A 23,111-nucleotide genomic window follows, 5' to 3' on the forward strand; every position below is an offset into this window, starting at 1 on the left:
TTTTCAGGCATGACAAGACCACGTATTCATTCGCTGGGCGACGCCGCGCTCGTGTGCGAAGCCGCGCCGCCCGCCACGCTCGACTGCCAGCGCCGTATCTGGGCGCTGGCGGAACGCGCGCGCCTCATGCCGCACGTCGTCGAGGTGGTGCCGGGCATGAACAATCTGACGATCGTGTTCGATCCGCTCGAAGCGGACTACGAAACGCTCGCCGCCGAACTGGACAGCGGCTGGGACGCCGCCGAGCCAACCGACATGGACAGCGCCGAAATCGAGATTCCGGTGCGCTACGGCGGCGCCGACGGCCCGGATCTCGCCGCGCTCGCGCAGCACACAGGCCTTTCCGTCGACGAAGTGGTGAAGCGTCATACGCAAGCCGAGTACGTCGTGTTCTTTCTCGGATTCCAGCCGGGCTTCGCCTATCTCGGCGGGCTCGATCCCGCGCTCGCGATGCCGCGCCGTTCCGAGCCGCGTCTCGAAGTGCCGGCGGGATCGGTCGGGATCGGCGGGGCGCAGACGGGCATTTATCCGGCGGTGTCGCCGGGCGGCTGGCAGTTGCTCGGACGCACGGAGCTGAAGCTCTTCGACCCGGCCAGAAACCCGCCGACGCTCATGCAGCCTGGCGACCGCGTGCGCTTCACCGCGCTGGAGGTGCGCGCATGATCGACGTGATTCGCGCAGGCGTGCTCACTTCCGTGCAGGATCTCGGACGACGCGGCTACCGGCATCTCGGCGTGAGTTCGGGTGGCGCGCTCGATGCGCTGTCGCTGGAAATCGGCAATCGCATCGTCGGGAACCGGCCGGACGCGGCGGGCATCGAGGTCACGTTCGGGCCGACGGTGCTGCGCTTCAAACATGCAACGCGCATCGCCATCACTGGAACCGATTTCGGCGCGACGCTCGACGACAAGCCCGTCTATTCGTGGTGGAGCCTGCCCGTGCGCGCGGGCCAGGAACTGACGCTGCGCGTGGCGAAGCGCGGCATGCGCGGCTATGTGTCGATCGCGGGCGGCATCGACGTCTTGCCGATGCTCGGCTCGCGCTCGACCGATCTCGCCGCGTGCTTCGGCGGCCTCGGCGGGCGTGCGTTGCGCGACGGCGACCGTCTGCCGGTCGGCGTGCCGCAGCCGCACAAGGGCATCGCGTTTTCGCCGGAAGAACCCGCGTTCGGCGTGAAGGCGCCCGCGTGGTGCAAGTTCGTGCTCGTCGACGAACCCGTGCGGCGCGGCCGCCATTCGCCGGGACTCGCGTGGGCGGTGCCGATCCGCGTGCTGCGCGGCCCGGAATACGACAGCTTCAACGACGCGGCCCAAACGAGTTTCTGGAACGAGGAATGGACGATCACGCCCAACAGCAATCGCATGGGTTTCCGGCTTGCGGGCACGGCGCTGGAGCGGCGCGAAAAGATCGAACTGCTGTCGCACGCGGTCTTGCCCGGCACGATCCAGGTGCCGCCGAACGGCCAGCCGATCATCCTGATGGGCGACGCGCAGAGCACCGGCGGCTATCCGAAGATCGGCGCGGTGATCAGGGCGGACCTGTGGAAGCTCGCGCAAGTGAAGCTGAACGGCGGCGTGCGCTTTATCGAGACATCGGTGGAAGAGGCGCGCCACGCGCTCGCCGACGAGCGGCAATACGTGAGCCAGGTGGAAACGGCCATCGCGATGCACGAGGAGCGCATCGCGCGCGCGGGCTCCTGAGTTGAAAGCCGCGCGAGAGACGCGGCGCATCACTTCAACACTAACGGAACGACTGCACAAAACATCATGGAAATCGATCTCAATGCCGATCTCGGCGAAGGCTGCGGCTCCGACGAAGCCCTGCTCGATCTCGTGAGTTCCGCGAACATCGCGTGCGGATGGCACGCGGGCGGCGCCACCGCGATGCGCGATTGCGTGCGCTGGGCCGTCGAAAAGGGCGTCGCTATCGGCGCGCACCCGAGCTTCAACGATCCCGAGAACTTCGGCCGCAAGGAAATGGACCTGCCGCCCGAGGAAATTTACGCGGGCGTGCTGTATCAACTCGGCGCGCTCTCGGCGATCGCGCAGGCGGAAGGCGGGCGCATCGCGCACGTGAAGCCGCACGGCGCGCTCTATAACCAGGCCGCGAAAAGTACCGCGATCGCCGATGCGATCGTCTCCGCCGTGCACGACTTCGATCCGTCGCTGCTCGTGTTCGGGCTGGCGAACAGCGGGCTCGTCGAAGCGGCGCGGCGCGCGGGGCTGATCGCGATCGAGGAAGTGTTCGCGGATCGCGGCTATCGCGCGGATGGTTCGCTCGTGCCGCGCAAGGAGCCGGGCGCGCTGCTCGACGACGAAAACCTCGTGCTCGACCGAACGCTGGCGATGGTGCGCGAGCAGCGCGTGCGGGCCGTGTCCGGCGAATGGGTGCCGCTCAACGCGCAGACGATCTGCCTGCACGGCGACGGCGCGCACGCCCTCGACTTCGCCCGGCGCATTCGCGATGCGCTGGCCGATGCGGGCATCGAAGTCCGCGCCGCGCACGCCGCCGCCTGAAGCATCCCGCAGCAAATTTCGACGCCCCGCATGCCGGGGCGTTTTAACAAGCAAGCGCCCGATTCGAGACGCGAGTGTTTCTTGTCAGTACGGAGATAAAAATGACGAATGCAGTGAATCTATGGCCGCTCATCGGCGTGGCCGTCATCATCGCAGGCTTCGTGCTGCGCTTCAATCCGATGCTGATCGTCGCGGCCGCCGCGATCATCACCGGCTTCGCGGCGCACTTTCCCGTCGAGCGCATTCTGACCGCGATCGGCAGCGGCTTCATGAAGACACGCAACATTCCGCTCATCATCCTGTTGCCGCTCGCGGTGATCGGTCTGCTCGAACGGCACGGCCTGCGCGAGCGCGCCCAGATGTGGATTTCGAGCATCAAGGCCGCGACGGCGGGCCGTCTGCTGATCGTGTATCTGTTCGTGCGCGAGATCACGGCGGCGGTCGGCCTGACGGGACTCGGCGGACATCCGCAGATGGTCCGCCCGCTGCTCGCGCCGATGGCCGAAGGCGCCACCGAAGCGCGCTACGGCAAGCTCTCCGACGCGACGCGCCACAAGCTGCGCGCCTACTCGGCGGCCACCGACAACGTCGGCCTGTTCTTCGGCGAGGACATTTTCGTCGCGTTCGGCGCGATCGTGCTGATGGTCACGTTCCTGAAGGAAGCGGGCATCGTCGTGGAGCCGATGCACGTCGCCGTGTGGGGCATCCCCACGGCGATCTGCGCGTTCCTGATCCACGGCTTCCGGCTGTGGCTGCTCGACCGCAGGCTCGCCCGCGAACTGGAAGCGCTCACGCGCAATGTTGCGGGAGAAAAAGCATGACGCTCACGATCAACTATCTGTTCTATCTCGTCGGCATCATTCTGCTGGTCGTCGGCGGGATGATTCTCACCGACAAGGCGCATCCGAAGCGATTCAGCGCGGGCGTGTTCTGGCTCATTTACGCGCTGATCTTTCTGATCGGCGACTGGATTCCGGTGCCGGTGGTCGGCGTGCTCGTCGTGGCGATGGCGCTGATCGCGGGCCTGGGCGGCGTCACGGGCGCGAAGCCGAAAATGCTCTCCGACGAAACGCGCCGCCAGAGCGCCGTGCGGCTCGGCAACAGGCTCTTCGTGCCCGCGCTGACGATTCCGGTCGTCACCGTGATTCTCACGCTCGGCGCGAAGTATCTCGTGTTCGGCGGCGTGCCGCTGATCGAGCTGAAGAACGTGACGCTGATCGGCTTCGGCGTCGGTTGCGTGATCGCGCTCGCCATCGCGTGCGTGATGACGCGCGACACCGTCGGCCAGTCGATGCGCGAGACGCGCCGTCTCATCGACGCGCTTTCGTGGGCCGCCGTGTTGCCGCAGATGCTTGGCATGCTCGGCCTCGTGTTCTCGGATGCGGGCGTCGGCAAGGCGGTCGCGCATGTGACGACCGCTTACGTCAACATGGACTACCGGCTCGTCGCGGTGACCGTGTATGTCGTCGGCATGGCGCTCTTCACGATGGTCATGGGCAACGGCTTCGCCGCGTTTCCGGTGATGACGGGCGGCGTCGGCGTGCCGATTCTCGTCGGCGTGTTCCATGGCAATCCCGCGACGATGGCGGCGATCGGCATGTTCTCCGGCTACTGCGGCACGCTCATGACGCCGATGGCCGCGAACTTCAACATCGTGCCCGCCGCTTTGCTGGAACTGCCGGACAAGAACGCGGTGATCAAGGTTCAAGTGCCGACGGCGGTCACGTTGATGATCGTCAATATCTTTCTGTTGAACTGGTTGATGTTCATCTAAGCGAAAGCGTTTGACCCGCGCGCGTATCGCGGAACAAGGCCGCGATACGCGCGCGTGATTGCGTCATCTCCCTTCTCCTTGCCCTTCCTCATGCATGACTGGCTGCATCTTCGCCGCGCGTCGTGCATCGATCCGTTATCGCAAACCTGCATCGTATATCGCTGACGCTCAGCAATTCGGACTGCTCTTATATGTCCGTACCGGATGCATGACGGAGACTCCTGCGCTTTCTGTGGCGCTTAAGGAAAACATGGCGTGCGACATCTTCGCCGCTTGACCGATCAAGCGTGACACGGCATCCCTCCGCGCATTTCCCGGACTGACCGGGGCGTCGGTTTGCGGTTTCGCACCTATTAACGCGAGCGTTGGCGAGCATTCTTTCCGTCAAAGATTCTTTCATGCGTTTGCCGAGTTACTCCCGTCTGCTCGCCTTGCCCTCGGGTTCCAATCTGCTGCTTCGCTGGCTCGAGACGATCATCGTCACGGCCAGTGTGCTCGCGGCCTCAGGAATCTCCGGCGACGGCGCTGCCGCCCGCTATGACAGCGCGGTCGTTGCCTTCACCGTCATCTTCGCGTGGAGCGCGTCGTCAGGACTCCGCATGACGGGCCTGGCGCGCCGCGTGTCGCTGCCGTGTGCCGTTCTCCTTCCAGCGCTTGGCTGGATGATCTGCGAGGCCGGCGCGGTATTCGTGATCGAGTGGATGCATGGCGAATACCACCCTTCGGGCGCATGGCTCGTCAGTCTTTTCGCGCCGACGGCCATCGGCGTGATGCTCTGCCGTCTCATCGACCGGATCGCTCGTGCGCGCTGGGGCCGGCGCTTGTCGGTGGCGGTGGTCGGGCGAGGCGAGCGCTGCGCGGCATTCGCGCGAACCATCGCCGCCATGGACGATTCGACTTGCCGCGTCGACGCGCTCCTCGACCTGAACGCCGATGCCGATGCGACAGTCGGCGGCGTTCCGCTCTTTCACGACATCGAGACATTCGCTGCCCAGTTGCGCGCGCGACATACCGACGAGTTGTGGCTCGCGCTGCCGCTCGCGGACGAGGCGGCGCTCCTGCGCTGTCTCGACGCGTTCCGCGACGACCTGCTGAACATTCGCTTCGTGCCGGACGTGAGCCGCGTCGTGCGCTTTCACGGCCATCGCGTCGATCTCGACGGCGCGCTCGCGATCAACCTCGTCGCCTCGCCGCTCAGCGCTCGCGCCTTCGCCAGCAAGGCGGTGTTCGACTGGCTCTTCTCCGCTTGCGCCGTCGTCGCACTTGCGCCCGTGTTGGTCGCGATCGCGCTTGCCGTCAAGTTGACGTCATCCGGACCGGTGTTTTTCAGGCAGCGGCGCCGGGGCGCGAACGGAAAGCCTTTCGACATCTACAAGTTCCGCACGATGCGCACGCATGCGACGCACGGCGGCGTGCTCGTGCAGGCCACGCGCGGCGATCCGCGCGTGACGCGCGTCGGTGCGTTCCTGCGCCGCACGAGCCTCGACGAGCTGCCGCAGTTCTTCAACGTGCTGCGTGGCGAGATGTCGGTCGTCGGCCCTCGTCCGCATGCGATGGAGCATGACGCGCTCTATCAGCATGTCGTCGACGGCTATATCCATCGTTACCGCTTCAGGCCGGGCATCACCGGCTGGGCGCAGATCAACGGGCTGCGTGGCGAGACGGACTCCATCGACAAGATGGAGCGGCGGGTCGAACACGATCTCCACTACATCGGCAACTGGTCGTTCGCGCTCGACATGCGCATCGTGCTCGCGACGATCGTGCGCGGGTTCGTTCATCGCAACGCGTACTGACTTGCAGGACTCACCCATGAATCAAATCATCGAACGCGTTATTTCGGCTAACTGGCGCGCGTCCTTTCCGCGGACAGCGGCAACTCTCGCGCTCGCGGCAATGCTGAGCGCGTGCGCGATCGCGCCGGGCTTTCACATGCCGGTCGATTCCGACGAGGCCGCGGAGGGCGGCGATGCCGCCCCGCACATCGACGCGACCGCGGCCACGCCCGAGATCCCCGTCACGGAACTCGATCTCGCGCTCGTCAGGCGCGACGTGGAACAGCGCAAGACGAATCAGGACCAGCAGGCGAAGCGGCTGCTCGGCGCGCCGACGGCCTACACGGTCGGCGCGGGCGACGTGCTGCAGATCGTCGTCTGGGATCATCCGGAGTTCGCGGCGGCGCTCGGCTCCGCTCAGAATCAGGCGAGCGCGAAGGCGAGCGATCCGGCGGCCGGTTTCGTCGTCGATCAGAACGGCAATCTGCGCTTTCCCTACGCGGGCACGCTGGCCGTGGCCGGGCTGCGCACCGACCAGATTCAGCAAGAGCTGACCGCCGCGCTCTCGACGTATCTCGTCAAGCCGCAAGTCACCGTGCGAATGGCGTCGTATCGCGCGCGGCAGGTTTATGTCGATGGCCAGGTCCGCGACCCCGGCGCGCTCTCGCTGACGGACGTGCCCCTCAGTTTCTACGACGCGATCGCGCGCGCCGGCGGCTTCAACGAAAACGCCGATCAGAGCGACATCATGCTGGTGCGCGGCGGAGATTCGTATCGGATCGATCTGCCGCAACTGCTTGCGCAGCGGCTCAATCCGGCGAAGCTGTATCTGCGCGAAGGAGACCTTCTGCGCGTCGCGTCGCGCAACGACAACATCGTCTACGTGATGGGCGAAGTCAGCAAACCGGGGTCGGCCGCGCCGCGCCGCGATGGCCGGCTTACGCTCGCCGATGCGCTTTCTCAGGTCGGCAGCATCAATTCGAGCACGGCGGACACCGCGCAGATGTTCGTGATCCGGCAAGGCGACGACACCCCGCGCGTCTATCACCTCGACAGCAGTTCGCCTGTATCGATGCTGGTCGCGAACGAGTTCGAGCTGCAGCCGAAGGACATCGTTTATGTCGATGGCAGCGGCCTCGTGCGCTTCAATCGCGTGCTCAGTCTTTTGATGCCGCTGATCAGCACCGGGCTTACGGCGGGAGTGATCGCGAAATGATCCGGTCGGTGTTGATGGTTTGTGAGGGAAATATTTGCCGGAGTCCGATGGCGGCGGCGTTGCTGGGGCGGGAGCTGCCGGCGCTCGACGTAACGTCGGCGGGCACACACGCGCTGGTCGGGGCACCCGCCCACGCGGTCGCCGCCGAACTGGCGCGGGCGCACGGCATCGCGCTCGGCGCGCACGTCGCCACGCAACTCGACGCGCCGCTCGCTCGCGCCGCAGACCTGATTCTCACGATGACGAAGCCGCAGCGCGAATGGGTCGAGGCGATGTTTCCATCGACACGCGGCAAGGTGTTCCGACTCTGCGACACATTCGGCGTGGACGTCACCGATCCCTACCGGCGGCACCGCACGGTGTTCGACCTGGCCTTTGCTCAGATCCAAGAAGGCATTTCGCACTGGACCCGCTCACTGGCGGGACAACGATGAACGACATTACCTTCAACCCTTCCCGGCCCGAAGCCTCGACCGGCGACGATGAAATTCGCCTCTCGGAGATCGTCTCCGTGTTGCGCGAGCGTCGCGTGCTCATCGCGGTCGTCACCGCTTGCACGCTGGCGGCCGGATCGCTCTATGCGTTCGTCTGGACGCCGACGTATCGCGCCGACGCGCTCATTCAGGTCGACGACGACAGCGGCTCCGGCACGCTCAACGACAAGCTCGGCGACCTCGCGGCCCTGTTCCAGAGCAAGGCGAGCGCCGATGCGGAGATCGAACTGATGCGCTCGCGCATGGTGGTCGGCGAAGCGGTCTCGCGCCTGCATCTCGACATCAATGCGCGTCCGCACTATCTGCCGCTCGTCGGCGCGCCCTACGTCCGCTACACCGCCGGCGACGGCGTCGCCAGCGCGCCGCTCGGTCTCAAAAGTTTCGCGTGGGGCGGCGAGCGCATCGGCGTCTCGACCTTCGACGTTGCGCCGCGCCAGTTCGACGCGACTTTCACGCTGATTGCGGGCGAAGGCGAGCGCTACGAACTCCAAGCGCCCGACGGCACGACGGTCTTGCGCGGCCGCGTCGGTGAAACGGCCACGGCGCAAGGCAGCGCCGGACCCGTGAAGCTGATGGTGACGTCGCTGCTCGCGCGTCCCGGCACGCGTTTCGACCTGACGCGCGCATCGACGCAGCAGACCATCGCGGACTTGCAGAAGGCGCTCGCGATCAGCGAGCAGACGAAACAATCGGGCATCATCGGCATGTCGCTCGACGGTCCCGACGCGCAACGCATCACGACGACCGTGAATACGATCGCGACGCTCTACGTGCAGCGCAACGTCGACCGGAAGTCCGCGCAGGCGCAACAGATGCTCGCGTTCCTCGGCGATCAACTGCCGCAATTGCGCGCCGACCTCGATCGCGCCGAAGCGCGCTATAACGCGTTTCGCGCGCAGAACGGCGCGGTCGATCTGGAAGAGCAAAGCAAGTTGCTGCTGCAGACGGTCGTCGAGAATCGCTCGAAGATCGTCGAATTGCAGCAGCAGCGTGCGGAGCTCGTGCAGCGTTATACCGCGATGCATCCGTCGGTCACGGCGATCGATGCCCGCATCGGCGAACTTCGGCACCAGTCCGACGAGACCGACGGGCAGATCAACGCGCTGCCTTCGGTGCAGCAGGACGCCGTGCGCCTGCTGCGCGACGTGAAGGTCAGCAACGATCTCTACACGAGCCTCCTCAACAGCACGCAACAGTTGCGCGTGCTGAAGGCCGGGCAGCTCGGCAACGTCCGCACCGTGGATTACGCGGTGACGCCGGAGAAGCCCGTCGCGCCAAAGAAAGCGCTGACCCTCGCTCTGTCCGTCGCGCTCGGCCTGATGGCCGGCTGTGCGCTCGCACTCGCGCGGCGCCTGTTCGATCGCGGTCTCGAAACGCCCGCGGAAATCGAGCAGGCGGTCAATTTGCCGGTCTACACGATCATCTCGCACTCCGAGCGGCAGGCGTCGCTGCCGACGTCGCGCCGACAGACGCCGACGAAGCCGCAAGTGCTGGCGGAAATCGCGCCGAACGACGTGGCCGTCGAAGGCTTGCGCAGCCTGCGCACTGCGCTTCAGTTCGGCGTGATCAAGCCGCGCAACAACGTGATCATGGTGACCGGACCGCGACCCGGCGTCGGCAAGTCGTTCGTGTCCGCGAACTTCGCGACGGTGCTCGCGGCGGGCGGCCAGCGCGTACTGCTGATCGACGGCGACATGCGTCGTGGCGACCTCAATCGCACGTTCGCGCTGCCTCGCAAGCCGGGGCTCGCGGAGTTGCTGGGCGGCGTCGAACCGGATGCCGCGATTCATCGCGGCGCGCTCCCGAATCTCGATGTGATCACTGGCGGCGCCGCGCCCGAACTGCCCGCCGAGTTGCTGATGCGTGAGCGCTTCGTGCGCGTGCTCGACGAACTGCGCGCGCGTTACGACTTCGTGATCATCGATTCACCGCCGGTGCTCGCGGTGACCGATCCCGGGTTGATCGGACGAAACGCGGGTGCGTCGCTGCTCGTCGTGCGTCATGGACTTCACACCGCGGCGGAACTGCGGCAGGCCGCGCGTCAGCTCGCCAGCGCGGGCGTGCAAGTGGATGGCGTGCTGCTCACCGACACGCCGTCGCGGGGGACGTCGTATGGGGCGTTCTCGAAATACTCGAGCCGCGGCGAATGAAGCGCTCCGACTCACTCAATCACCCAATAAGCCCGACTTCTGTGAAAAAACTGCTGTTTACATTCGGCACGCGTCCCGAAGCGATCAAGATGGCGCCGCTCGTCAAGCGCCTTGCGCGTGAGGCTGGCATCGAGTATCGCGTGTGCGTCACGGGCCAGCATCGCGAGATGCTCGACCAGGTGCTCGCTCTATTCGATATTCGTCCCGACTTCGACCTGAACATCATGAAGCGCGGGCAGGATCTCTACGACGTCACCGCCGCGATTCTGAGCGGTATGCGCGATGTGCTTTCGACGTATCGCCCGGACATGGTTCTGGTTCACGGCGATACGACGACCACGATGGCGACGACGCTTGCCGCGTTCTATCAGCGCATAGCCGTCGGGCATGTCGAAGCAGGCTTGCGTACCGGCAATCTGGCGTCGCCGTGGCCCGAAGAAGCGAACCGCAAACTGACGGGCGCGCTGGCGTCGCTGCATTTCGCGCCGACAGGCCGTGCGCGCGACAACCTCCTCGCCGAAGGCATACGTGACGAGTCCATCGTCGTGACGGGCAACACGGTCATCGATGCACTGCTGCATGTGCGCGAGCGCCTCGCGAACGACGACGCCCTGCGTGCGCGCGCCGATCTCGCGTTGCCATCGTTCGCGCCCGGCCGACGGCTCGTGCTCGTTACCGGGCATCGTCGCGAAAGCTTCGGCGGCGGTTTCGAGCGGATCTGCGAGGCGCTTGCACAGATCGCCCGTGGGTCGGCGGATGTCGACATCGTCTATCCGGTGCATCTGAACCCTAACGTGCGCGAGCCAGTGAATCGCTTCCTGACCGGCATCGGCAATGTTCATCTGATCGAGCCGCTCGACTACCTGCCGTTCGTACGACTGATGGATCGCGCCGATCTCATTCTGACCGACTCGGGCGGCATTCAGGAAGAAGCGCCATCGCTCGCCAAGCCTGTGCTCGTGATGCGCGAGACAACCGAGCGTCAGGAAGCCGTCGATGCGGGCGTGGTGAAACTCGTCGGCACGGATACGCGGGCCATCGTCGAGAACGTCATGCACCTGCTACGCGATGCGGACGCATACGCCGCAATGAGTCGCGGCGCGAACCCCTATGGCGACGGTCACGCATGCGACCGGATCGCCGCCGTCCTGCAAGGGCTGGAGCTTTCCTCCGCTTTGGCCGCCTGAATATCACGAAATAGAAAAGCAAATTCATGGAATTCGAAACTATCTCCGTCATCGGTCTTGGCTATATTGGTTTGCCGACGGCAGCCGCATTTGCCGCGCGCAGAAAAAGCGTGATTGGCGTCGACGTGAATCAGCACGCGGTCGACACGATCAATCGCGGCGAGATTCATATCGTCGAGCCTGAGCTCGACATGCTGGTGCACGCCGCGGTGACGCAAGGTCATCTCAAGGCGACGACCACGCCGCAAGCCGCCGATGCCTTCCTGATCGCGGTGCCGACACCTTTTTCCGATGGCTTCAAGCCAGATCTTTCGTACATCGAAGCCGCGAGCCGCGCCGTGGCGCCGGTGCTCAAAAAGGGCGATCTCGTCGTGCTGGAGTCGACGTCGCCGGTCGGCGCGACGGAGCAGATGGCAGCCTGGATGGCCGAAATGCGGCCGGACCTGAGCTTTCCGCAGCAACGTGGCGAAGCCTCCGACATTCGCATTGCCCACTGTCCCGAGCGTGTCCTGCCGGGTCATGTGATTCGCGAGTTGGTTGAAAACGACCGCGTGATCGGCGGTATGACGCGCCGTTGCGGAGAAACTGCGCGCGAGCTTTATCAGATCTTCGTGCGCGGTGAGTGCGTGCTGACGCATGCGCGCACCGCCGAGATGTGCAAGCTGACCGAGAACGCGTCGCGCGACGTGGGCATTGCGTTCGCCAACGAGTTGTCGCTGATCTGCGACCGGCTCGACATCAACGTGTGGGAACTGATCAAGCTCGCCAACCGCCATCCGCGCGTGAACATTCTGCAGCCGGGACCCGGTGTCGGCGGGCATTGCATCGCGGTGGATCCGTGGTTCATCGTCGATTCCGCACCGGACGAGGCGCGACTGATTCGCACGGCGCGCGTTGTCAACGATTCCAAGCCGCATTGGGTCATGGAGCGCGTCGAGCGCGCGGCGAAGCGTTTCAAGGAACCGGTGATCGCGTGTCTGGGGCTGGCGTTCAAGGCGAATATCGATGATTTGCGGGAGAGTCCGGCGGTGGAGATTACCGCTGAACTCGCGCGGCGGTATCCGTCGTGCGTGCTCGCGGTCGAACCGAATATTCCCGAACTGCCGGCGCGGCTGAAGGACGAGGTCGAACTGTGTTCGCTAAACGAGGCCTTGCTGCGCGCTGACGTGATCGTGATTCTGGTCGATCATTCGCCGTTCAAGAACGTCGATCCGCTTCGACTCCAGACGAAGGTCGTGATCGATACGCGCGGGATGCTGGCGCAGGCATGATGAAGCGCTGGACGCAGATAGTGCCAAACGTTCGCGGAGCGACGCGCAGGCTGGATGCCATTCTCGCCACCGGACTGCCGGGACTTTATCGGGTCATAGCGTTTTTCGGCGTCCAGAAGCTTTATAGCCTGGGCGACCTCGGTCGCACCGGCGTCGCCTTCTCAATTGCTCAGAGCCTCGCGTTCTTCACTGCAATCGGCTGGGCCGGACTCATTCTCGTACGCGTCCCGGCCGCGCCCGATCATGCAAGTCGCGTGCAGCGATTTTACGAACTCGCCTTCATGGGGATAATGACGCTAGGCGTGTGCAGCGCGATGATCGCGATAGTCGGGAGGTTGCATCAGTTCGATTTTCCGGTTCTGGAGACCGTCGTCATCCTAATTGGATGGACAATCTATCAGCTTGCACGTCACTATTTTCTGTCTTATCGCGATTATCGCTTCATTGTGCTGAGCGACGTTGTGTTACTGCTCATCACATTCTTAAGCATCTTCGGGTTCCGCAAGATAAATGCAGTTGCAGGGTTGCCGCTGGCTTTCTCGCTGGCTCTTTCGGGCCTATTGATGCTTGCGCGCATCGGCAGGCCTCGCAAGTTCGAAGTGCCTCGCTACGACCCCAAAGGACTCGAATTCGGCTTCACCAACTTCCTTTCGGGCGGCATTGCGCTAAGCCTGGTTCCAATTGCGTCTTATACGGACGGTGTCCGTTTCGCGGGATTGATGTCTCTGATCGGGTCGATATGTGCGATCAGCGCACTTATCCCCAGGGCGATCACAATGTATCGACTGCCGGAGTTAAGTCGAATTGCAGCGGCCGGCGAGTCACTACATGACCTGACGCGAAGAACCAACCGCGCGATCCAATTTGCCAGCATCGCGGCTTTCGTCGGAAATGCCGTTTTCATCGCTGCGATCTGTTATCGCAACACAACGGCAGGCGAGTTCTTCAACGCCTTTAAGTGCGGCCTCGCAATATCGGCTATCGGGTGTATCAGCATGTCGAGCATGGCTCACAGCAGCGTGCTCATGGTCCGGGAAGCGAGCAGATCGGCCGTGCTGATCAATCTGATCGCATGCGGGGCTTACATCGGCACCACCCTTCTTCTCTACGTATCCGGCGGATTGCACTTCTTCGCGGTGCTGACGGCCTGCATCGCCGTGACGGTTATGCGAAATCTCCTCTTGAAAGCAAAAAGCACGTCGTTGTGCACACCGGCCAACTCGGTGTCGCGCAGCTAACCGCAGTTGAATCTCCATCCAATGCCAATGTCCCGAAGAGACGTTCCAATGACTGCGATTCACGTCGTTCTATCCACCGAGCCCAAGGGTGGAAAGGGTGGAGTCGCAACGGTAATCCCGCTTCACCTCGAACTGCTAGGCGCGTTCGGTGGGGTGGTCCATATTCCGACGCATCGGTCCATACCGGTATGGGGAAAGCTGGTTCCCTGGTTGATCTCGTTTTTTGGCTGCATCAACGTGACGCGGCGCTATGCCGGAACAAAGAAGCTCTTTCACGTACATCCGGGATCAGGCTTCTGTCTTCTGCGAATGCTTGCGTTGACCGCATTCCTGCGCCTTCTCCTTCGTCAGTCCGTCTTCGTCTATTTGCATACGCCGTACCTCGAGCGTTATCTCGAGAGCCGTTTCTGGAGGCACTTGATTGCGGCCCTCGTGCGACTTTCCACGCGTACTGTCGCTCTGACCCGTCACGCGAAGGATTTGCTTGAACGGCACGGGTTATCGAAGAAGATCAAAGTCATCCCGAATCCTTATCGCCAGGAGACTTCTGTCGCTCGCGCAAAGAAGGAAAAAGATGGCATCTGTCGCGTGCTCGTCATGGGTCGAATCGTTCCCGGAAAGGGGTTTCTCGAGACGCTGAGAGCGTTCGCTCAACTGCCCGAACATTTCCACCTGATTGTCGCCGGGGAGGGACCACTAGTCGAGGCGATGCGCGCGGAAGGTCAGGAGCTGGCCCTCATGAGCCGCGTCGAATGGGTCGGATGGATTTCGGGGGACGCGAAGCAGCGACTGCTCGATTGCGTGGACGTTTTCTGTCTGCCGAGTCGCGTCGATTCGTTCGGAATGAGTTTTGTCGAGGCGCAGTACCACGACTTGCCTATCGTCGCGTTCAGGCATCCCCCCGTCCTCGAGGTTATTCGGTGCGAACAGGCCGTGTATGTGGATTCGCTCGATCCGGCCACGCTTGCGCGAGCCGTTATCGACGCGGCGCGGCTAGCAGGATCGATCGAGCCCGGCAGCGGGCGCCGTTGGATCGAGGATCACTTCGGTCTGTCTCGCGTGACTCGAATCGTGGAAGAAGCGATCACCGAAATTTCCGATACGGACTAACCAAGCCGAGGCAATCCTGCGCGACATGGTGGTGGAACTCTCGACGAGGGCGCGAGAAAAAATGATTTACTTGATCTGCGTCGCAAATCTGGCGGGACTGACTTTTTACTGGTTCCGGCTTGGGATCAATAGTTTGCGCCGAGTCTATCTAACGATATTCATCTCGTGCTACATCTTCACGTATTTCGGCGGCGTGCTGCTGGCAAACGCGCTGTACGTTAGCTACGGAATCAACAAGATCAGCGCATCCGATGCCACGACGCGGGAGCTCGTTCTGCTGGCGCAGGGGTGCCTTCTTCTATTCGTCCTGGGTTACTGGATGGCCAGCCCCTTGCGTCGATTGATATCCAAGCGGACGAAGATCGATTGGAGAACCGGCACAGGATGGTCCGTGAGAATCTTGAGTGGGGCGTTTATTCTGTCCATGCTCGTTTACCTGATTGGCTCAGGTGGTCCAGTGCTGCTGAAAGAGGGCGGCTACGAAAACCGTTATGACGCCAACGTCGGTATGGGAAGTTATTCACTCTTCTTCTCGATGGGTCTAATGGCCTGCACCTTAGCTTCCCTAAGAGCGCAGACGAGCAAGGAGAAGCTCCGCGTGACGGGCGTCCGATGTAGAGATACGAACCATCGAGTACGGAAGCATTTCTATCTCCGAATGCATGATTCCGGACGAGTCAATGAGCGCGACAGGCTCGAAGCGGTCGCCGTCGGTTCGGACCAGCAAATATAAGGTAATCGAAAAATGAAGCTCCTTGAATTTTTGGGAGTTCCGATGCATGCCGGAACCATGGATGAAACCGTTTCGCTCATCGCTGACAGACTGGAGGCGAGGGAGTTCACGCAACACGTTGTCGTGAACGTTGCCAAGCTCGTTCATATGAAACGTGATCGCGCGCTTGCTGAATCGGTTCAAGCTTGCGACGTGATTAATATTGACGGCATGGGCGTTGTGTGGGGCGCGCGCATGCTGGGACACGATGTACCCGAACGAGTAGCAGGAATCGATCTGTTCTGCCGTCTGCTCGAAGCTGCTGCCCATCAATGCTGGCCTGTGTATCTACTGGGAGCGACGGATGCGGTCGTATCAAAGACGGTTGAGCTTGTGACGAAAAATTATCCCGGTTTGCGAGTTGCGGGCTATGCCAACGGATATTTCTGGGACGATGAAGAAGCGGCGGTAACAGCCATCCGAAATTCCGGTGCGCGGCTGCTGTTCGTCGCGATCACATCACCCAAAAAGGAGACATTCATCGAGCGCTGGAAGAACCAACTTGGGGTCGACTTCGTAATGGGCGTGGGCGGAACCTTCGACGTGATCGCTGGCAAGGTTCGCAGGGCGCCGGTATGGATGCAGCGTTGTGGACTCGAATGGCTGTTTCGTGTGAGTCAGGAGCCTAATCGAATGTGGAAGCGCTACCTGGTGACCAACGCACAGTTTGCCGTGATGCTTGCGAAGGCATATCTAGCACGTAGATAGGCACACTCACCCCCCCACCACCACAAACCCCCTCTTCCTCAACAACTCAAGCACCCCCCTCGCCCCTCCAAGATGCAGCGCCCCGATCGCCACAAAAACCGGCCTGTCCGGCGCAGCCAGCGCAACCATCCTCGCGACGAACCGCCGGTTGCGCTCATAAACCACGCGATTATCGACCTGCGCCGCCAGCGGCGCGTTCCTCGCGAGCTTGCTGCTCTTCGCATCGTCCCAGGCTTTCAACGCATCCGCATCGCCGATACGCCATAGCCTGTGCAACTCCTTCACATCGGCGACATTCTCCGCGGGCGTCTGCACCAGATCCTGCGCCAGCATCTCGCGCTGCTGCGCCGATGTGAGCCGCGTAAACGTCGATATCTGCTCGTTCAACGTCTCCAGCCCGACGATCTTCCCGCGCGCCCGCAGATACACATTCTGCAACTGCGCCTCGGTGCCGTACTCGCTCTGGAATCCTGCCTTCAACGTATCGTAGGTTTCGATCAGCATCGACGCCAGCCACGGGCGCGTATGCCGCAACTCCCTCAACGCCGCCGGATTGCCGCGCATGCGCGTCTCGACCTTCTTCCACATCGCGTCCGGCAAATAGTCGATGAGACACTCGCTGCGACACATGCCATAGCGATTCACGTCGTCCTGAGACAGCAGCAGTTCATCGGGAGAAATTTCGAGCGCCAGCGTGGGCGATGCATCGAGCGCCGCGAGTATCGATTTGCGAAACGGCTGCTCGGGCGGATAGTCGCTCGCGAATCCCACATGGAGCGTGCCGAGCACATAGAGGGTCGTCGTGCCCTTGGTTGCAACGTAGAAGGGCATGCGCGGCGGCTGCGCGCGCACCGGACCGCTCGCGGTCGTGCCGTTCGAGCGATCCGCGCGCGGCGGCGAAGCGGGAAGAGGCGGCGCGGCGGCGGACCCGGCATCGCCCGCCGCTTGCGGCGTGCGCGATCCGACCACCGCGAAGCCCGGCGGCGAAACGAACATTCCCGCCGTAAACAGAACGAACGACAGCACGATGGCTGTCGTTTTGGCGAACGCCACGCACCGAAAGCGCGGCTTGTCGTATGAATCCGGCACGGCTCACATCTTAAAACATTCGCGTGACGCGCCGAACACCCGCACGGCGCGTTTCAGACTTCGATTTCGCCGACCTCCTCGGCGCGATGGCACGACACCTGACGTCCATCGACCGCGCGCAGCTTCGGCTCCTCCACGCGGCATCGCTCGATCGCATACGGGCAACGCTGATGGAATGTGCAGCCCGACGGCGGATTGAGCGGCGAAGGCATCTCGCCCTGCAGCTTGATCTTGATGCGCCGGTCTTCCTCGAAGATCGCGGGCGTCGCGGACATCAGCGCGCGCGTGTACGGATGGCGCGGCTTTGCGAAGATCGTCTTCTTGTCGCCGACTTCGGCGACGCCGCCGAAGTACATCACCATCACGTCGTCGGCAATATGCTCCACCACCGACAAGTTATGCGAAATGAACACGTAGCTCGTGCCGAACTGCGCCTGCAAATCCATGAACAGGTTCAGGATCTGCGCCTGAATCGACACATCGAGCGCGGACACGGGTTCATCCGCGACGACGATCTGCGGATCGAGAATCATCGCCCGCGCAATCGCCACGCGCTGACGCTGCCCGCCCGAAAACATGTGCGGATAACGCGACGCATGCTCGGGTCGCAGGCCGACGGTGCGCATCATCTTCGCGATGCGCTCGGCGCGTTCCGTCGACGAAAGCGGCGTGTTGATCGCGAGCGGCTCGCCGAGCGTCTGCTCGACGGTCTTGCGCGGATTCAGCGAAGCGAACGGATTCTGAAACACCATCTGCACGCGCTGGCGCAACTCGGCGATCTTCGCCTTGCTCGCGCCCGCGACGTCGTCGCCCTCGATCAGCAAGCGGCCCGACGTGGGCGGCTCGATCATCGTCAACTGGCGCGCGAGCGTGGACTTGCCGCAGCCCGATTCGCCGACGACCGCGAGCGTGCGGCCGCGTTTCAGTTCGAACGAGACGCCGTTGAGCGCCTTCACCGTGCCGTGCTGGAACGCGCTGCGCTTCACGTCGTAGTGCTTCGTGAGCTGGTCGGCGGCGAGCACGATGTCCTGATTGATTTCCTTCGGTACGGCGTTCATCGCGCGCCTCCTTCCACCACCACATCGATGTTCAACGGCTTGATGCAACGCGCGCGCACGTCCGGATCGTGCTTGTCGAGCTGAAACAGGTTCGGCCGGCCCTTCCAGCAATCGTCGACGACGTACTTGCAGCGCGGCGCGAAAAGACATCCGCTCGGCCGGTCGTCCCTGCCCGGCACCATGCCCGGCAGCGCGGCGAGACGCTCCGCGCCGCGGCTATGCTCGGGAATCGCGGCAAGCAGCGCTTCCGTGTACGGATGATGCGGCTCGCTGAAGATCGTCGGCACGTGATTCGTTTCGATGATCTCGCCCGCGTACATCACCGCGACGCGCTGCGCCACTTCGGACACGACCGCGAGGTCGTGCGAGATCAGCACGAGCGCCATGCCGCGCTCCTTCTGCAGCTTCACGAGCAGTTCCATGATCTGCGCCTGGATCGTCACGTCGAGCGCGGTGGTCGGCTCGTCGGCGATCAGGAGCTTCGGATTGCACGCGACGGCCATTGCGATCATCACGCGCTGGTTCATGCCGCCCGACATCTGATGCGGAAACGCGTTGATGCGGCTCTTCGCGTCCGGAATGCCGACCTGATCGAGCAGTTCGAGCGCGCGCTTGTTGAGCGCATCGCCGCGCAAGCCTTCGTGCAGCTTCAGCACTTCCTTGATCTGATAGCCGACGGTATAGCTCGGGTTCAGGCTCGTGAGCGCGTCCTGAAACACCATCGCAATGTCCTTGCCGATGATCCTGCGGCGCGCACGCGCCGACGCCTTCAGCAAGTCCTTGCCGTCGAACGTGATCTGATCGGCGGCGACTTTGCCGGGTGCGTCGATGAGGCCCATCAGCGCCATCATCGTGACGCTCTTGCCGGAGCCCGATTCGCCCACGACGCCGACCACTTCGCCCGGCTTCACGGAAAGGTCGATGCGATCGACGGCCTGGGTGCCGCCGAACGTCACCTGCAGGTTACGGATAGTCAGAAGATCGTTCATGTCAGCCCATCCGTTTGAGTTTCGGATCGAGCGCGTCACGCAGACCGTCGCCGAGCAGGTTGATGACGAGCACCGAAACGAGAATCGACAGGCCCGGCATCGTCACGATCCACCATGCGCTTTCGATGTAATCGCGCGCCGATGCCAGCATCGCGCCCCATTCGGCCGCCGGCGGTTGCACGCCCAAGCCGAGGAAGCCGAGCGCGGCGGCGTCGAGAATCGCGGACGAGAAGCCGAGCGTCGCCTGCACGATGAGCGGCGCGGCGCAGTTCGGCAGCACTTGCGAGAACATGAGCCGCACGGTGCCCGCGCCCGCAACGCGCGATGCCGTCACGTATTCCTTTTGCAATTCGCCGAGCGCCGACGCGCGCGTGAGGCGCACATAACCCGGCAGCGCGACGATCGCGATCGCGAGCATCGTGTTGACGAGTCCCGGCCCGATGATCGCGACAACCGCGACCGCGAGCAGCAGCGACGGCAACGCGAGCAGCACGTCCATGACGCGCATGATCGGCGTATCGAGCCAGTTGAAGAACGCGGCCATGAGACCGAGCACGACGCCCGGAATCAGCGCCAGCACCACCGACACGAAGCCGATCCAGAACGACAGCCGCGCGCCGTACATCAGACGCGAGAGGATGTCGCGGCCGGCTTCGTCGGTGCCGAGCAGGAACATGCGGTTGCCGCCTTCGAGCCACGCGGGCGGAATCTTCACGTAATCGCGGTATTGCTCGATCGGGCTGTGCGGTGCGATCAAGGGCGCGGCGATCGCGACCAGAACCAGCACGACGACGATCAGGCCCGCAACGACGGCGCCGCGATTGCGCGAGAAGTTCGCCCAGAATTCGCGCGCCGCGACCATGCGGCCGGAAGGCGGCGTGAGCGCGCCCGGTGGGAGATTGTTTTGAACGTCAGCCATTTGTCGTGTTTCCTCAGCGAGTATGGCGAATGCGCGGATTCAACACGCCGTACAACAGATCGACGACCAGATTCACGACGATCACGAGTGTCGCGATCATCAGAATGCCGCCTTGCACGACCGGATAGTCGCGACGCGAAATGGCATCGATGAGCCATTTGCCGACGCCCGGCCACGAGAACAGCGTCTCGGTCAGCACCGCGCCCGCGAGCAGCGTGCCGACTTGCAAACCGATCACGGTCACGACAGGAATCAGCGCATTGCGCAACGCATGCACGACGACCACGCGCAGCGGCGACAAACCCTTCGCGCGCGCCGTGCGGATGTAGTCCTCGCGCAGCACTTCGAGCATCGAAGAACGCGTCATGCGCGCGATGACCGCGAGCGGAATCGTGCCGAGCACGATGGTCGGCAGAATCAGATGCGACAGCGCCGACGTGAACGCGCCTTCATCGGTGGAAAAGAGCGCATCGATCAGCATGAAGCCCGTGACGTGCGGAATGTCGTATTCCACCGCGATGCGGCCCGAGACCGGCGTCCATCCGAGCTTCGCCGAGAAGAACATGATGAGGATCAAGCCCCACCAGAAAATCGGCATGGAATAGCCGGTGAGCGCGGTGCCCATCACGCCGTGATCGACGACGGTGCCGCGCCTGAGCGCAGCCGCGACGCCCGCCGGCAATCCGACGACGAGCGCGAAGATCATCGCGCAAATGGACAGCTCGACCGTCGCGGGAAAGCGCGCGAGAAACTCGCCCATCACGCTCGTATTCGTGATGATCGAGGTGCCGAGATCGCCTTTCAGCGCATGCCCGACGTAAGTGAGGTATTGCAGCGGAAGCGGCTGATCGAGGCCGAGGCGCTTCATGGCTTCGGCGTGCATTGCCGGGTCCACGCCGCGCTCGCCCATCATCACTTCGATGGGGTCGCCAGGAATCAGGTGGATCAGCGCGAACGCGAGAATCGTAATGCCGATGAACGTCGGTATCACCATTCCTATGCGTCGCAAAACGAATCGGAACATGATCGCCCTTTTCGGTATTGGAGGGACTAAAACGTGTCCGGCGGCTTGGATCGCTGTCGACCCGCGCCGCCGGACCTTTTCGATTAGTTATGGTTTAGTGCAAAAACCGTTCCGCAGCAAAAGCTTATTGCAAGCCGACGCCATCGAAACGCGCGTAGCCGAGCGGCTCGATCTTCATGTTCGTCACCTTCTTGCTGACAGGCTGATACACGGTCGAGTGCGCGATCGGCGAGAACGGCAGTTGCTGCGCGAAGATCTGCTGCGCGTCGGTGTAAGCCTTGGTGCGCGCGGCGACATCGGTGGTGGAGCGGCCCTTCACGACGAGATCGTCGAACGGCTTGTAGCACCACTTCGAGAAGTTGCTGCCCTTCACCGCGTCGCAGCCGAGCAGCGTGCCGAGCCAGTTGTCCGGATCGCCGTTGTCGCCCGTCCAGCCGATCAGCAGTGCGTCATGTTCGCCGGCGTGCGCGCGCTTCAGATACTCGCCCCACTCGTACGACACGATGTTCGCCTTCACGCCGATCTTCGCCCAGTCGGCCTGGATCATTTCCGCCATCAGGCGCGCGTTCGGGTTGTACGCGCGTTGCACGGGCATCGCCCACAACGTGATCTCGAAGCCGTTCGGGAAGCCCGCTTTCGCGAGCAGCGCCTTCGCCTTCGCGGTGTCGTACGTCTGGCCCTTCAGGTTCTTGTCATAGGACCATTGCGTCGGCGGCATCGGCGCGGTGGCCGGCTGGCCCGCGCCCTGATACACGGAATCGATGATCGCCTTCTTGTTGATCGCCATGTCGAGCGCGCGGCGCACGTCGGTGTTGCCGAGGTCCTTCTTCGTCACGTTGTACGCGACATAGCCTTCGTTGAAGCCCGCCTGCGACGGCGTATCGACATTCGACGCCGCCTTCAGCGCCGCGATGTCGCCCGGACGCGGATAGCTCATCACCTGGCATTCGTTGTTCTTCAGCTTCTGCACGCGCACGGCGGCGTCCGGCGTGATCGAGAAGATCAGCTTCGAGATCTGCACCGCGTTCGGCTTCCAGTAATCAGGATTGCCGTCGAAGCGGATGGTCGCGTCCTTCGTGTAGCTGCGGAAGATGAACGGGCCCGTGCCGACCGGCTGCTGGTTGATGTCGGCGGCCTTGCCGTCCTTCAGCAGCTTGTCCGTGTACTCGGCGGAGAGGATCGACGCGTATTCCATCGCCATATTCTGGATGAACGGCGCGCTCACTTCCTTCAGCGTGAACTTCACGGTGTACGGATCGACCTTCTCGATCTTCGAGATCAGCTTGTCCATGCCGAGGTCCGTGAAGTACGGAAACTGCACGTTGTACGCCTTGCGGAACGGATTGTTCGGATCGAGCATGCGGTTGAACGTGAAAATCACGTCATCCGCGTTGAATTCGCGCGTGGGCTTGAAGAACGACGTCGTCTGGAACTTCACGCCGTGGCGCAGATGGAACGTGTAGGTGAGGCCATCGGACGACACGTCCCACTTTTCGGCGAGACCCGGCTCGACCTTCGTGCCGCCGCGCTCGAACTCGACGAGACGGTTGTACACGGTGAACGTGTTCGCGGTGAAATCGGTGCCGGTCGTGTATTGCGCCGGATCGAAGCCGGCCGGGCTGCCTTCCGAGCAGTACACGAGCGTCTTGTTCGGGATGGCGGCGTTTGCCGCGCTTGCGGCGAAGAGCGATGCCGTGGCCACGGCGCCCGCGAGCGCCGACATGCGGACGGCTCGCAACAGGCTGTTTTTGTTCATGTTTCCTCCAGGTCAATACCGGCTTCTGGCCGGCGTAGCGCGAGTGTACTTGATCGCACCGCCCG

Annotated in this window: 21 protein-coding genes; 15 read left to right on the top strand and 6 right to left on the bottom strand. The window is 63.1% G+C overall.

Going from position 1 to position 23,111, the window contains the following annotated elements:
* The first annotated feature begins 9 nt into the window (after positions 1–9).
* The 15 genes from pxpB (at position 10) to NOV72_RS06485 (ending at position 16,211) form a co-directional block, all read left to right on the top strand.
* Positions 10–663, top strand: coding sequence for a 5-oxoprolinase subunit PxpB (pxpB, locus tag NOV72_RS06415; RefSeq protein WP_106853776.1), 654 nt, complete (start codon positions 10–12; stop codon positions 661–663).
* Positions 660–1,700, top strand: coding sequence for a 5-oxoprolinase subunit C family protein (locus NOV72_RS06420; RefSeq protein WP_106853777.1), 1,041 nt, complete (start codon positions 660–662; stop codon positions 1,698–1,700). The genes pxpB and NOV72_RS06420 overlap by 4 nt, the downstream gene beginning before the upstream one ends.
* 66 nt (positions 1,701–1,766) lie before the next feature.
* On the top strand, positions 1,767–2,516 hold the full coding sequence (gene pxpA / locus NOV72_RS06425) for a 5-oxoprolinase subunit PxpA (RefSeq protein WP_106853778.1): 750 nt from the start codon (positions 1,767–1,769) through the stop codon (positions 2,514–2,516).
* 101 nt (positions 2,517–2,617) lie between these two features.
* The gene (locus NOV72_RS06430) at positions 2,618–3,337 is read left to right on the top strand and encodes a DUF969 domain-containing protein (RefSeq protein WP_106853779.1); all 720 of its coding nucleotides are present in this window, start codon (positions 2,618–2,620) and stop codon (positions 3,335–3,337) included.
* Complete coding sequence (locus NOV72_RS06435) at positions 3,334–4,290, top strand: DUF979 domain-containing protein (protein ID WP_106853780.1); 957 nt, start codon at positions 3,334–3,336, stop codon at positions 4,288–4,290. The genes NOV72_RS06430 and NOV72_RS06435 overlap by 4 nt, the downstream gene beginning before the upstream one ends.
* A gap of 398 nt (positions 4,291–4,688) precedes the next feature.
* Entirely contained in the window at positions 4,689–6,086 is a 1,398-nt protein-coding gene (locus NOV72_RS06440) for an undecaprenyl-phosphate glucose phosphotransferase (RefSeq protein ID WP_106854041.1), read from the top strand.
* A gap of 16 nt (positions 6,087–6,102) precedes the next feature.
* Positions 6,103–7,281 carry a polysaccharide biosynthesis/export family protein gene (locus tag NOV72_RS06445; protein WP_245932924.1) on the top strand — a complete coding sequence of 393 codons (1,179 nt, stop codon included), beginning with the start codon at positions 6,103–6,105 and terminating at the stop codon, positions 7,279–7,281.
* Positions 7,282–7,295: 14 nt separating this feature from the next.
* Positions 7,296–7,715 carry a low molecular weight protein-tyrosine-phosphatase gene (locus NOV72_RS06450; RefSeq protein ID WP_281261801.1) on the top strand — a complete coding sequence of 140 codons (420 nt, stop codon included), beginning with the start codon at positions 7,296–7,298 and terminating at the stop codon, positions 7,713–7,715.
* Positions 7,712–9,925, top strand: coding sequence for a polysaccharide biosynthesis tyrosine autokinase (locus tag NOV72_RS06455; RefSeq protein WP_106853782.1), 2,214 nt, complete (start codon positions 7,712–7,714; stop codon positions 9,923–9,925). The genes NOV72_RS06450 and NOV72_RS06455 overlap by 4 nt, the downstream gene beginning before the upstream one ends.
* A gap of 41 nt (positions 9,926–9,966) precedes the next feature.
* Positions 9,967–11,112, top strand: coding sequence for a non-hydrolyzing UDP-N-acetylglucosamine 2-epimerase (wecB, locus tag NOV72_RS06460; RefSeq protein WP_181290872.1), 1,146 nt, complete (start codon positions 9,967–9,969; stop codon positions 11,110–11,112).
* Positions 11,113–11,138: 26 nt separating this feature from the next.
* Positions 11,139–12,383 carry a UDP-N-acetyl-D-mannosamine dehydrogenase gene (gene wecC, locus NOV72_RS06465; protein WP_106853784.1) on the top strand — a complete coding sequence of 415 codons (1,245 nt, stop codon included), beginning with the start codon at positions 11,139–11,141 and terminating at the stop codon, positions 12,381–12,383.
* The gene (locus NOV72_RS06470) at positions 12,380–13,621 is read left to right on the top strand and encodes a polysaccharide biosynthesis protein (protein WP_106853785.1); all 1,242 of its coding nucleotides are present in this window, start codon (positions 12,380–12,382) and stop codon (positions 13,619–13,621) included. Before wecC ends, NOV72_RS06470 begins: the two co-directional genes overlap by 4 nt.
* Before the next feature lie 48 nt (positions 13,622–13,669).
* Entirely contained in the window at positions 13,670–14,731 is a 1,062-nt protein-coding gene (locus NOV72_RS06475) for a glycosyltransferase family 4 protein (protein WP_181290874.1), read from the top strand.
* 25 nt (positions 14,732–14,756) lie between these two features.
* Positions 14,757–15,464 (top strand): hypothetical protein, encoded by a 708-nt coding sequence (locus NOV72_RS06480; protein WP_106853787.1) that lies wholly within the window; start codon positions 14,757–14,759, stop codon positions 15,462–15,464.
* Positions 15,465–15,476: 12 nt separating this feature from the next.
* A complete protein-coding gene (locus NOV72_RS06485; RefSeq protein ID WP_106853788.1) occupies positions 15,477–16,211 on the top strand; it encodes a WecB/TagA/CpsF family glycosyltransferase in 735 nt (244 codons plus the stop codon).
* A 6-nt stretch (positions 16,212–16,217) separates the two neighbouring features.
* Here the strand turns inward: NOV72_RS06485 and NOV72_RS06490 are convergent, their stop codons facing one another.
* The 6 genes from NOV72_RS06490 to NOV72_RS06515 form a co-directional block, all read right to left on the bottom strand.
* Positions 16,218–17,207: a TraB/GumN family protein gene (locus NOV72_RS06490; protein WP_425428716.1), complete on the bottom strand. Its 990-nt coding sequence runs from the start codon at positions 17,205–17,207 to the stop codon at positions 16,218–16,220.
* A 146-nt stretch (positions 17,208–17,353) separates the two neighbouring features.
* Positions 17,354–18,358, bottom strand: coding sequence for a peptide ABC transporter ATP-binding protein (locus NOV72_RS06495; protein ID WP_106853789.1), 1,005 nt, complete (start codon positions 18,356–18,358; stop codon positions 17,354–17,356).
* Complete coding sequence (locus NOV72_RS06500; RefSeq protein WP_106853790.1) at positions 18,355–19,347, bottom strand: ABC transporter ATP-binding protein; 993 nt, start codon at positions 19,345–19,347, stop codon at positions 18,355–18,357. Before NOV72_RS06500 ends, NOV72_RS06495 begins: the two co-directional genes overlap by 4 nt.
* Before the next feature lies 1 nt (position 19,348).
* A complete protein-coding gene (locus tag NOV72_RS06505; RefSeq protein WP_106853791.1) occupies positions 19,349–20,266 on the bottom strand; it encodes an ABC transporter permease subunit in 918 nt (305 codons plus the stop codon).
* A 13-nt stretch (positions 20,267–20,279) separates the two neighbouring features.
* Positions 20,280–21,290 carry an ABC transporter permease subunit gene (locus NOV72_RS06510; RefSeq protein WP_061132439.1) on the bottom strand — a complete coding sequence of 337 codons (1,011 nt, stop codon included), beginning with the start codon at positions 21,288–21,290 and terminating at the stop codon, positions 20,280–20,282.
* A gap of 124 nt (positions 21,291–21,414) precedes the next feature.
* Positions 21,415–23,046 carry an ABC transporter substrate-binding protein gene (locus NOV72_RS06515; RefSeq protein ID WP_106853792.1) on the bottom strand — a complete coding sequence of 544 codons (1,632 nt, stop codon included), beginning with the start codon at positions 23,044–23,046 and terminating at the stop codon, positions 21,415–21,417.
* Between the last annotated feature and the right edge of the window lie 65 nt (positions 23,047–23,111).

This window comes from Caballeronia novacaledonica, assembly GCF_900258035.1.
Lineage (GTDB): Bacteria > Pseudomonadota > Gammaproteobacteria > Burkholderiales > Burkholderiaceae > Caballeronia > Caballeronia novacaledonica.

Bases quoted from the DNA above. Each gene is read 5' to 3' on its own strand.
- NOV72_RS06490 (WP_425428716.1), bottom strand. From the start codon at position 17,207: ATGTTCGTTTCGCCGCCGGGCTTCGCGGTGGTCGGATCGCGCACGCCG.
- NOV72_RS06475 (WP_181290874.1), top strand. From the start codon at position 13,670: ATGACTGCGATTCACGTCGTTCTATCCACCGAGCCCAAGGGTGGAAAG.
- NOV72_RS06430 (WP_106853779.1), top strand. From the start codon at position 2,618: ATGACGAATGCAGTGAATCTATGGCCGCTCATCGGCGTGGCCGTCATC.
- NOV72_RS06455 (WP_106853782.1), top strand. From the start codon at position 7,712: ATGAACGACATTACCTTCAACCCTTCCCGGCCCGAAGCCTCGACCGGC.
- NOV72_RS06420 (WP_106853777.1), top strand. From the start codon at position 660: ATGATCGACGTGATTCGCGCAGGCGTGCTCACTTCCGTGCAGGATCTC.
- NOV72_RS06505 (WP_106853791.1), bottom strand. From the start codon at position 20,266: ATGGCTGACGTTCAAAACAATCTCCCACCGGGCGCGCTCACGCCGCCT.
- NOV72_RS06470 (WP_106853785.1), top strand. From the start codon at position 12,380: ATGATGAAGCGCTGGACGCAGATAGTGCCAAACGTTCGCGGAGCGACG.
- wecC (WP_106853784.1), top strand. From the start codon at position 11,139: ATGGAATTCGAAACTATCTCCGTCATCGGTCTTGGCTATATTGGTTTG.
- NOV72_RS06480 (WP_106853787.1), top strand. From the start codon at position 14,757: ATGGTGGTGGAACTCTCGACGAGGGCGCGAGAAAAAATGATTTACTTG.
- NOV72_RS06515 (WP_106853792.1), bottom strand. From the start codon at position 23,046: ATGAACAAAAACAGCCTGTTGCGAGCCGTCCGCATGTCGGCGCTCGCG.
- NOV72_RS06435 (WP_106853780.1), top strand. From the start codon at position 3,334: ATGACGCTCACGATCAACTATCTGTTCTATCTCGTCGGCATCATTCTG.
- NOV72_RS06495 (WP_106853789.1), bottom strand. From the start codon at position 18,358: ATGAACGCCGTACCGAAGGAAATCAATCAGGACATCGTGCTCGCCGCC.
- NOV72_RS06440 (WP_106854041.1), top strand. From the start codon at position 4,689: ATGCGTTTGCCGAGTTACTCCCGTCTGCTCGCCTTGCCCTCGGGTTCC.
- pxpB (WP_106853776.1), top strand. From the start codon at position 10: ATGACAAGACCACGTATTCATTCGCTGGGCGACGCCGCGCTCGTGTGC.
- pxpA (WP_106853778.1), top strand. From the start codon at position 1,767: ATGGAAATCGATCTCAATGCCGATCTCGGCGAAGGCTGCGGCTCCGAC.
- NOV72_RS06450 (WP_281261801.1), top strand. From the start codon at position 7,296: ATGGTTTGTGAGGGAAATATTTGCCGGAGTCCGATGGCGGCGGCGTTG.
- NOV72_RS06510 (WP_061132439.1), bottom strand. From the start codon at position 21,290: ATGTTCCGATTCGTTTTGCGACGCATAGGAATGGTGATACCGACGTTC.
- NOV72_RS06485 (WP_106853788.1), top strand. From the start codon at position 15,477: ATGAAGCTCCTTGAATTTTTGGGAGTTCCGATGCATGCCGGAACCATG.
- NOV72_RS06500 (WP_106853790.1), bottom strand. From the start codon at position 19,347: ATGAACGATCTTCTGACTATCCGTAACCTGCAGGTGACGTTCGGCGGC.
- NOV72_RS06445 (WP_245932924.1), top strand. From the start codon at position 6,103: ATGAATCAAATCATCGAACGCGTTATTTCGGCTAACTGGCGCGCGTCC.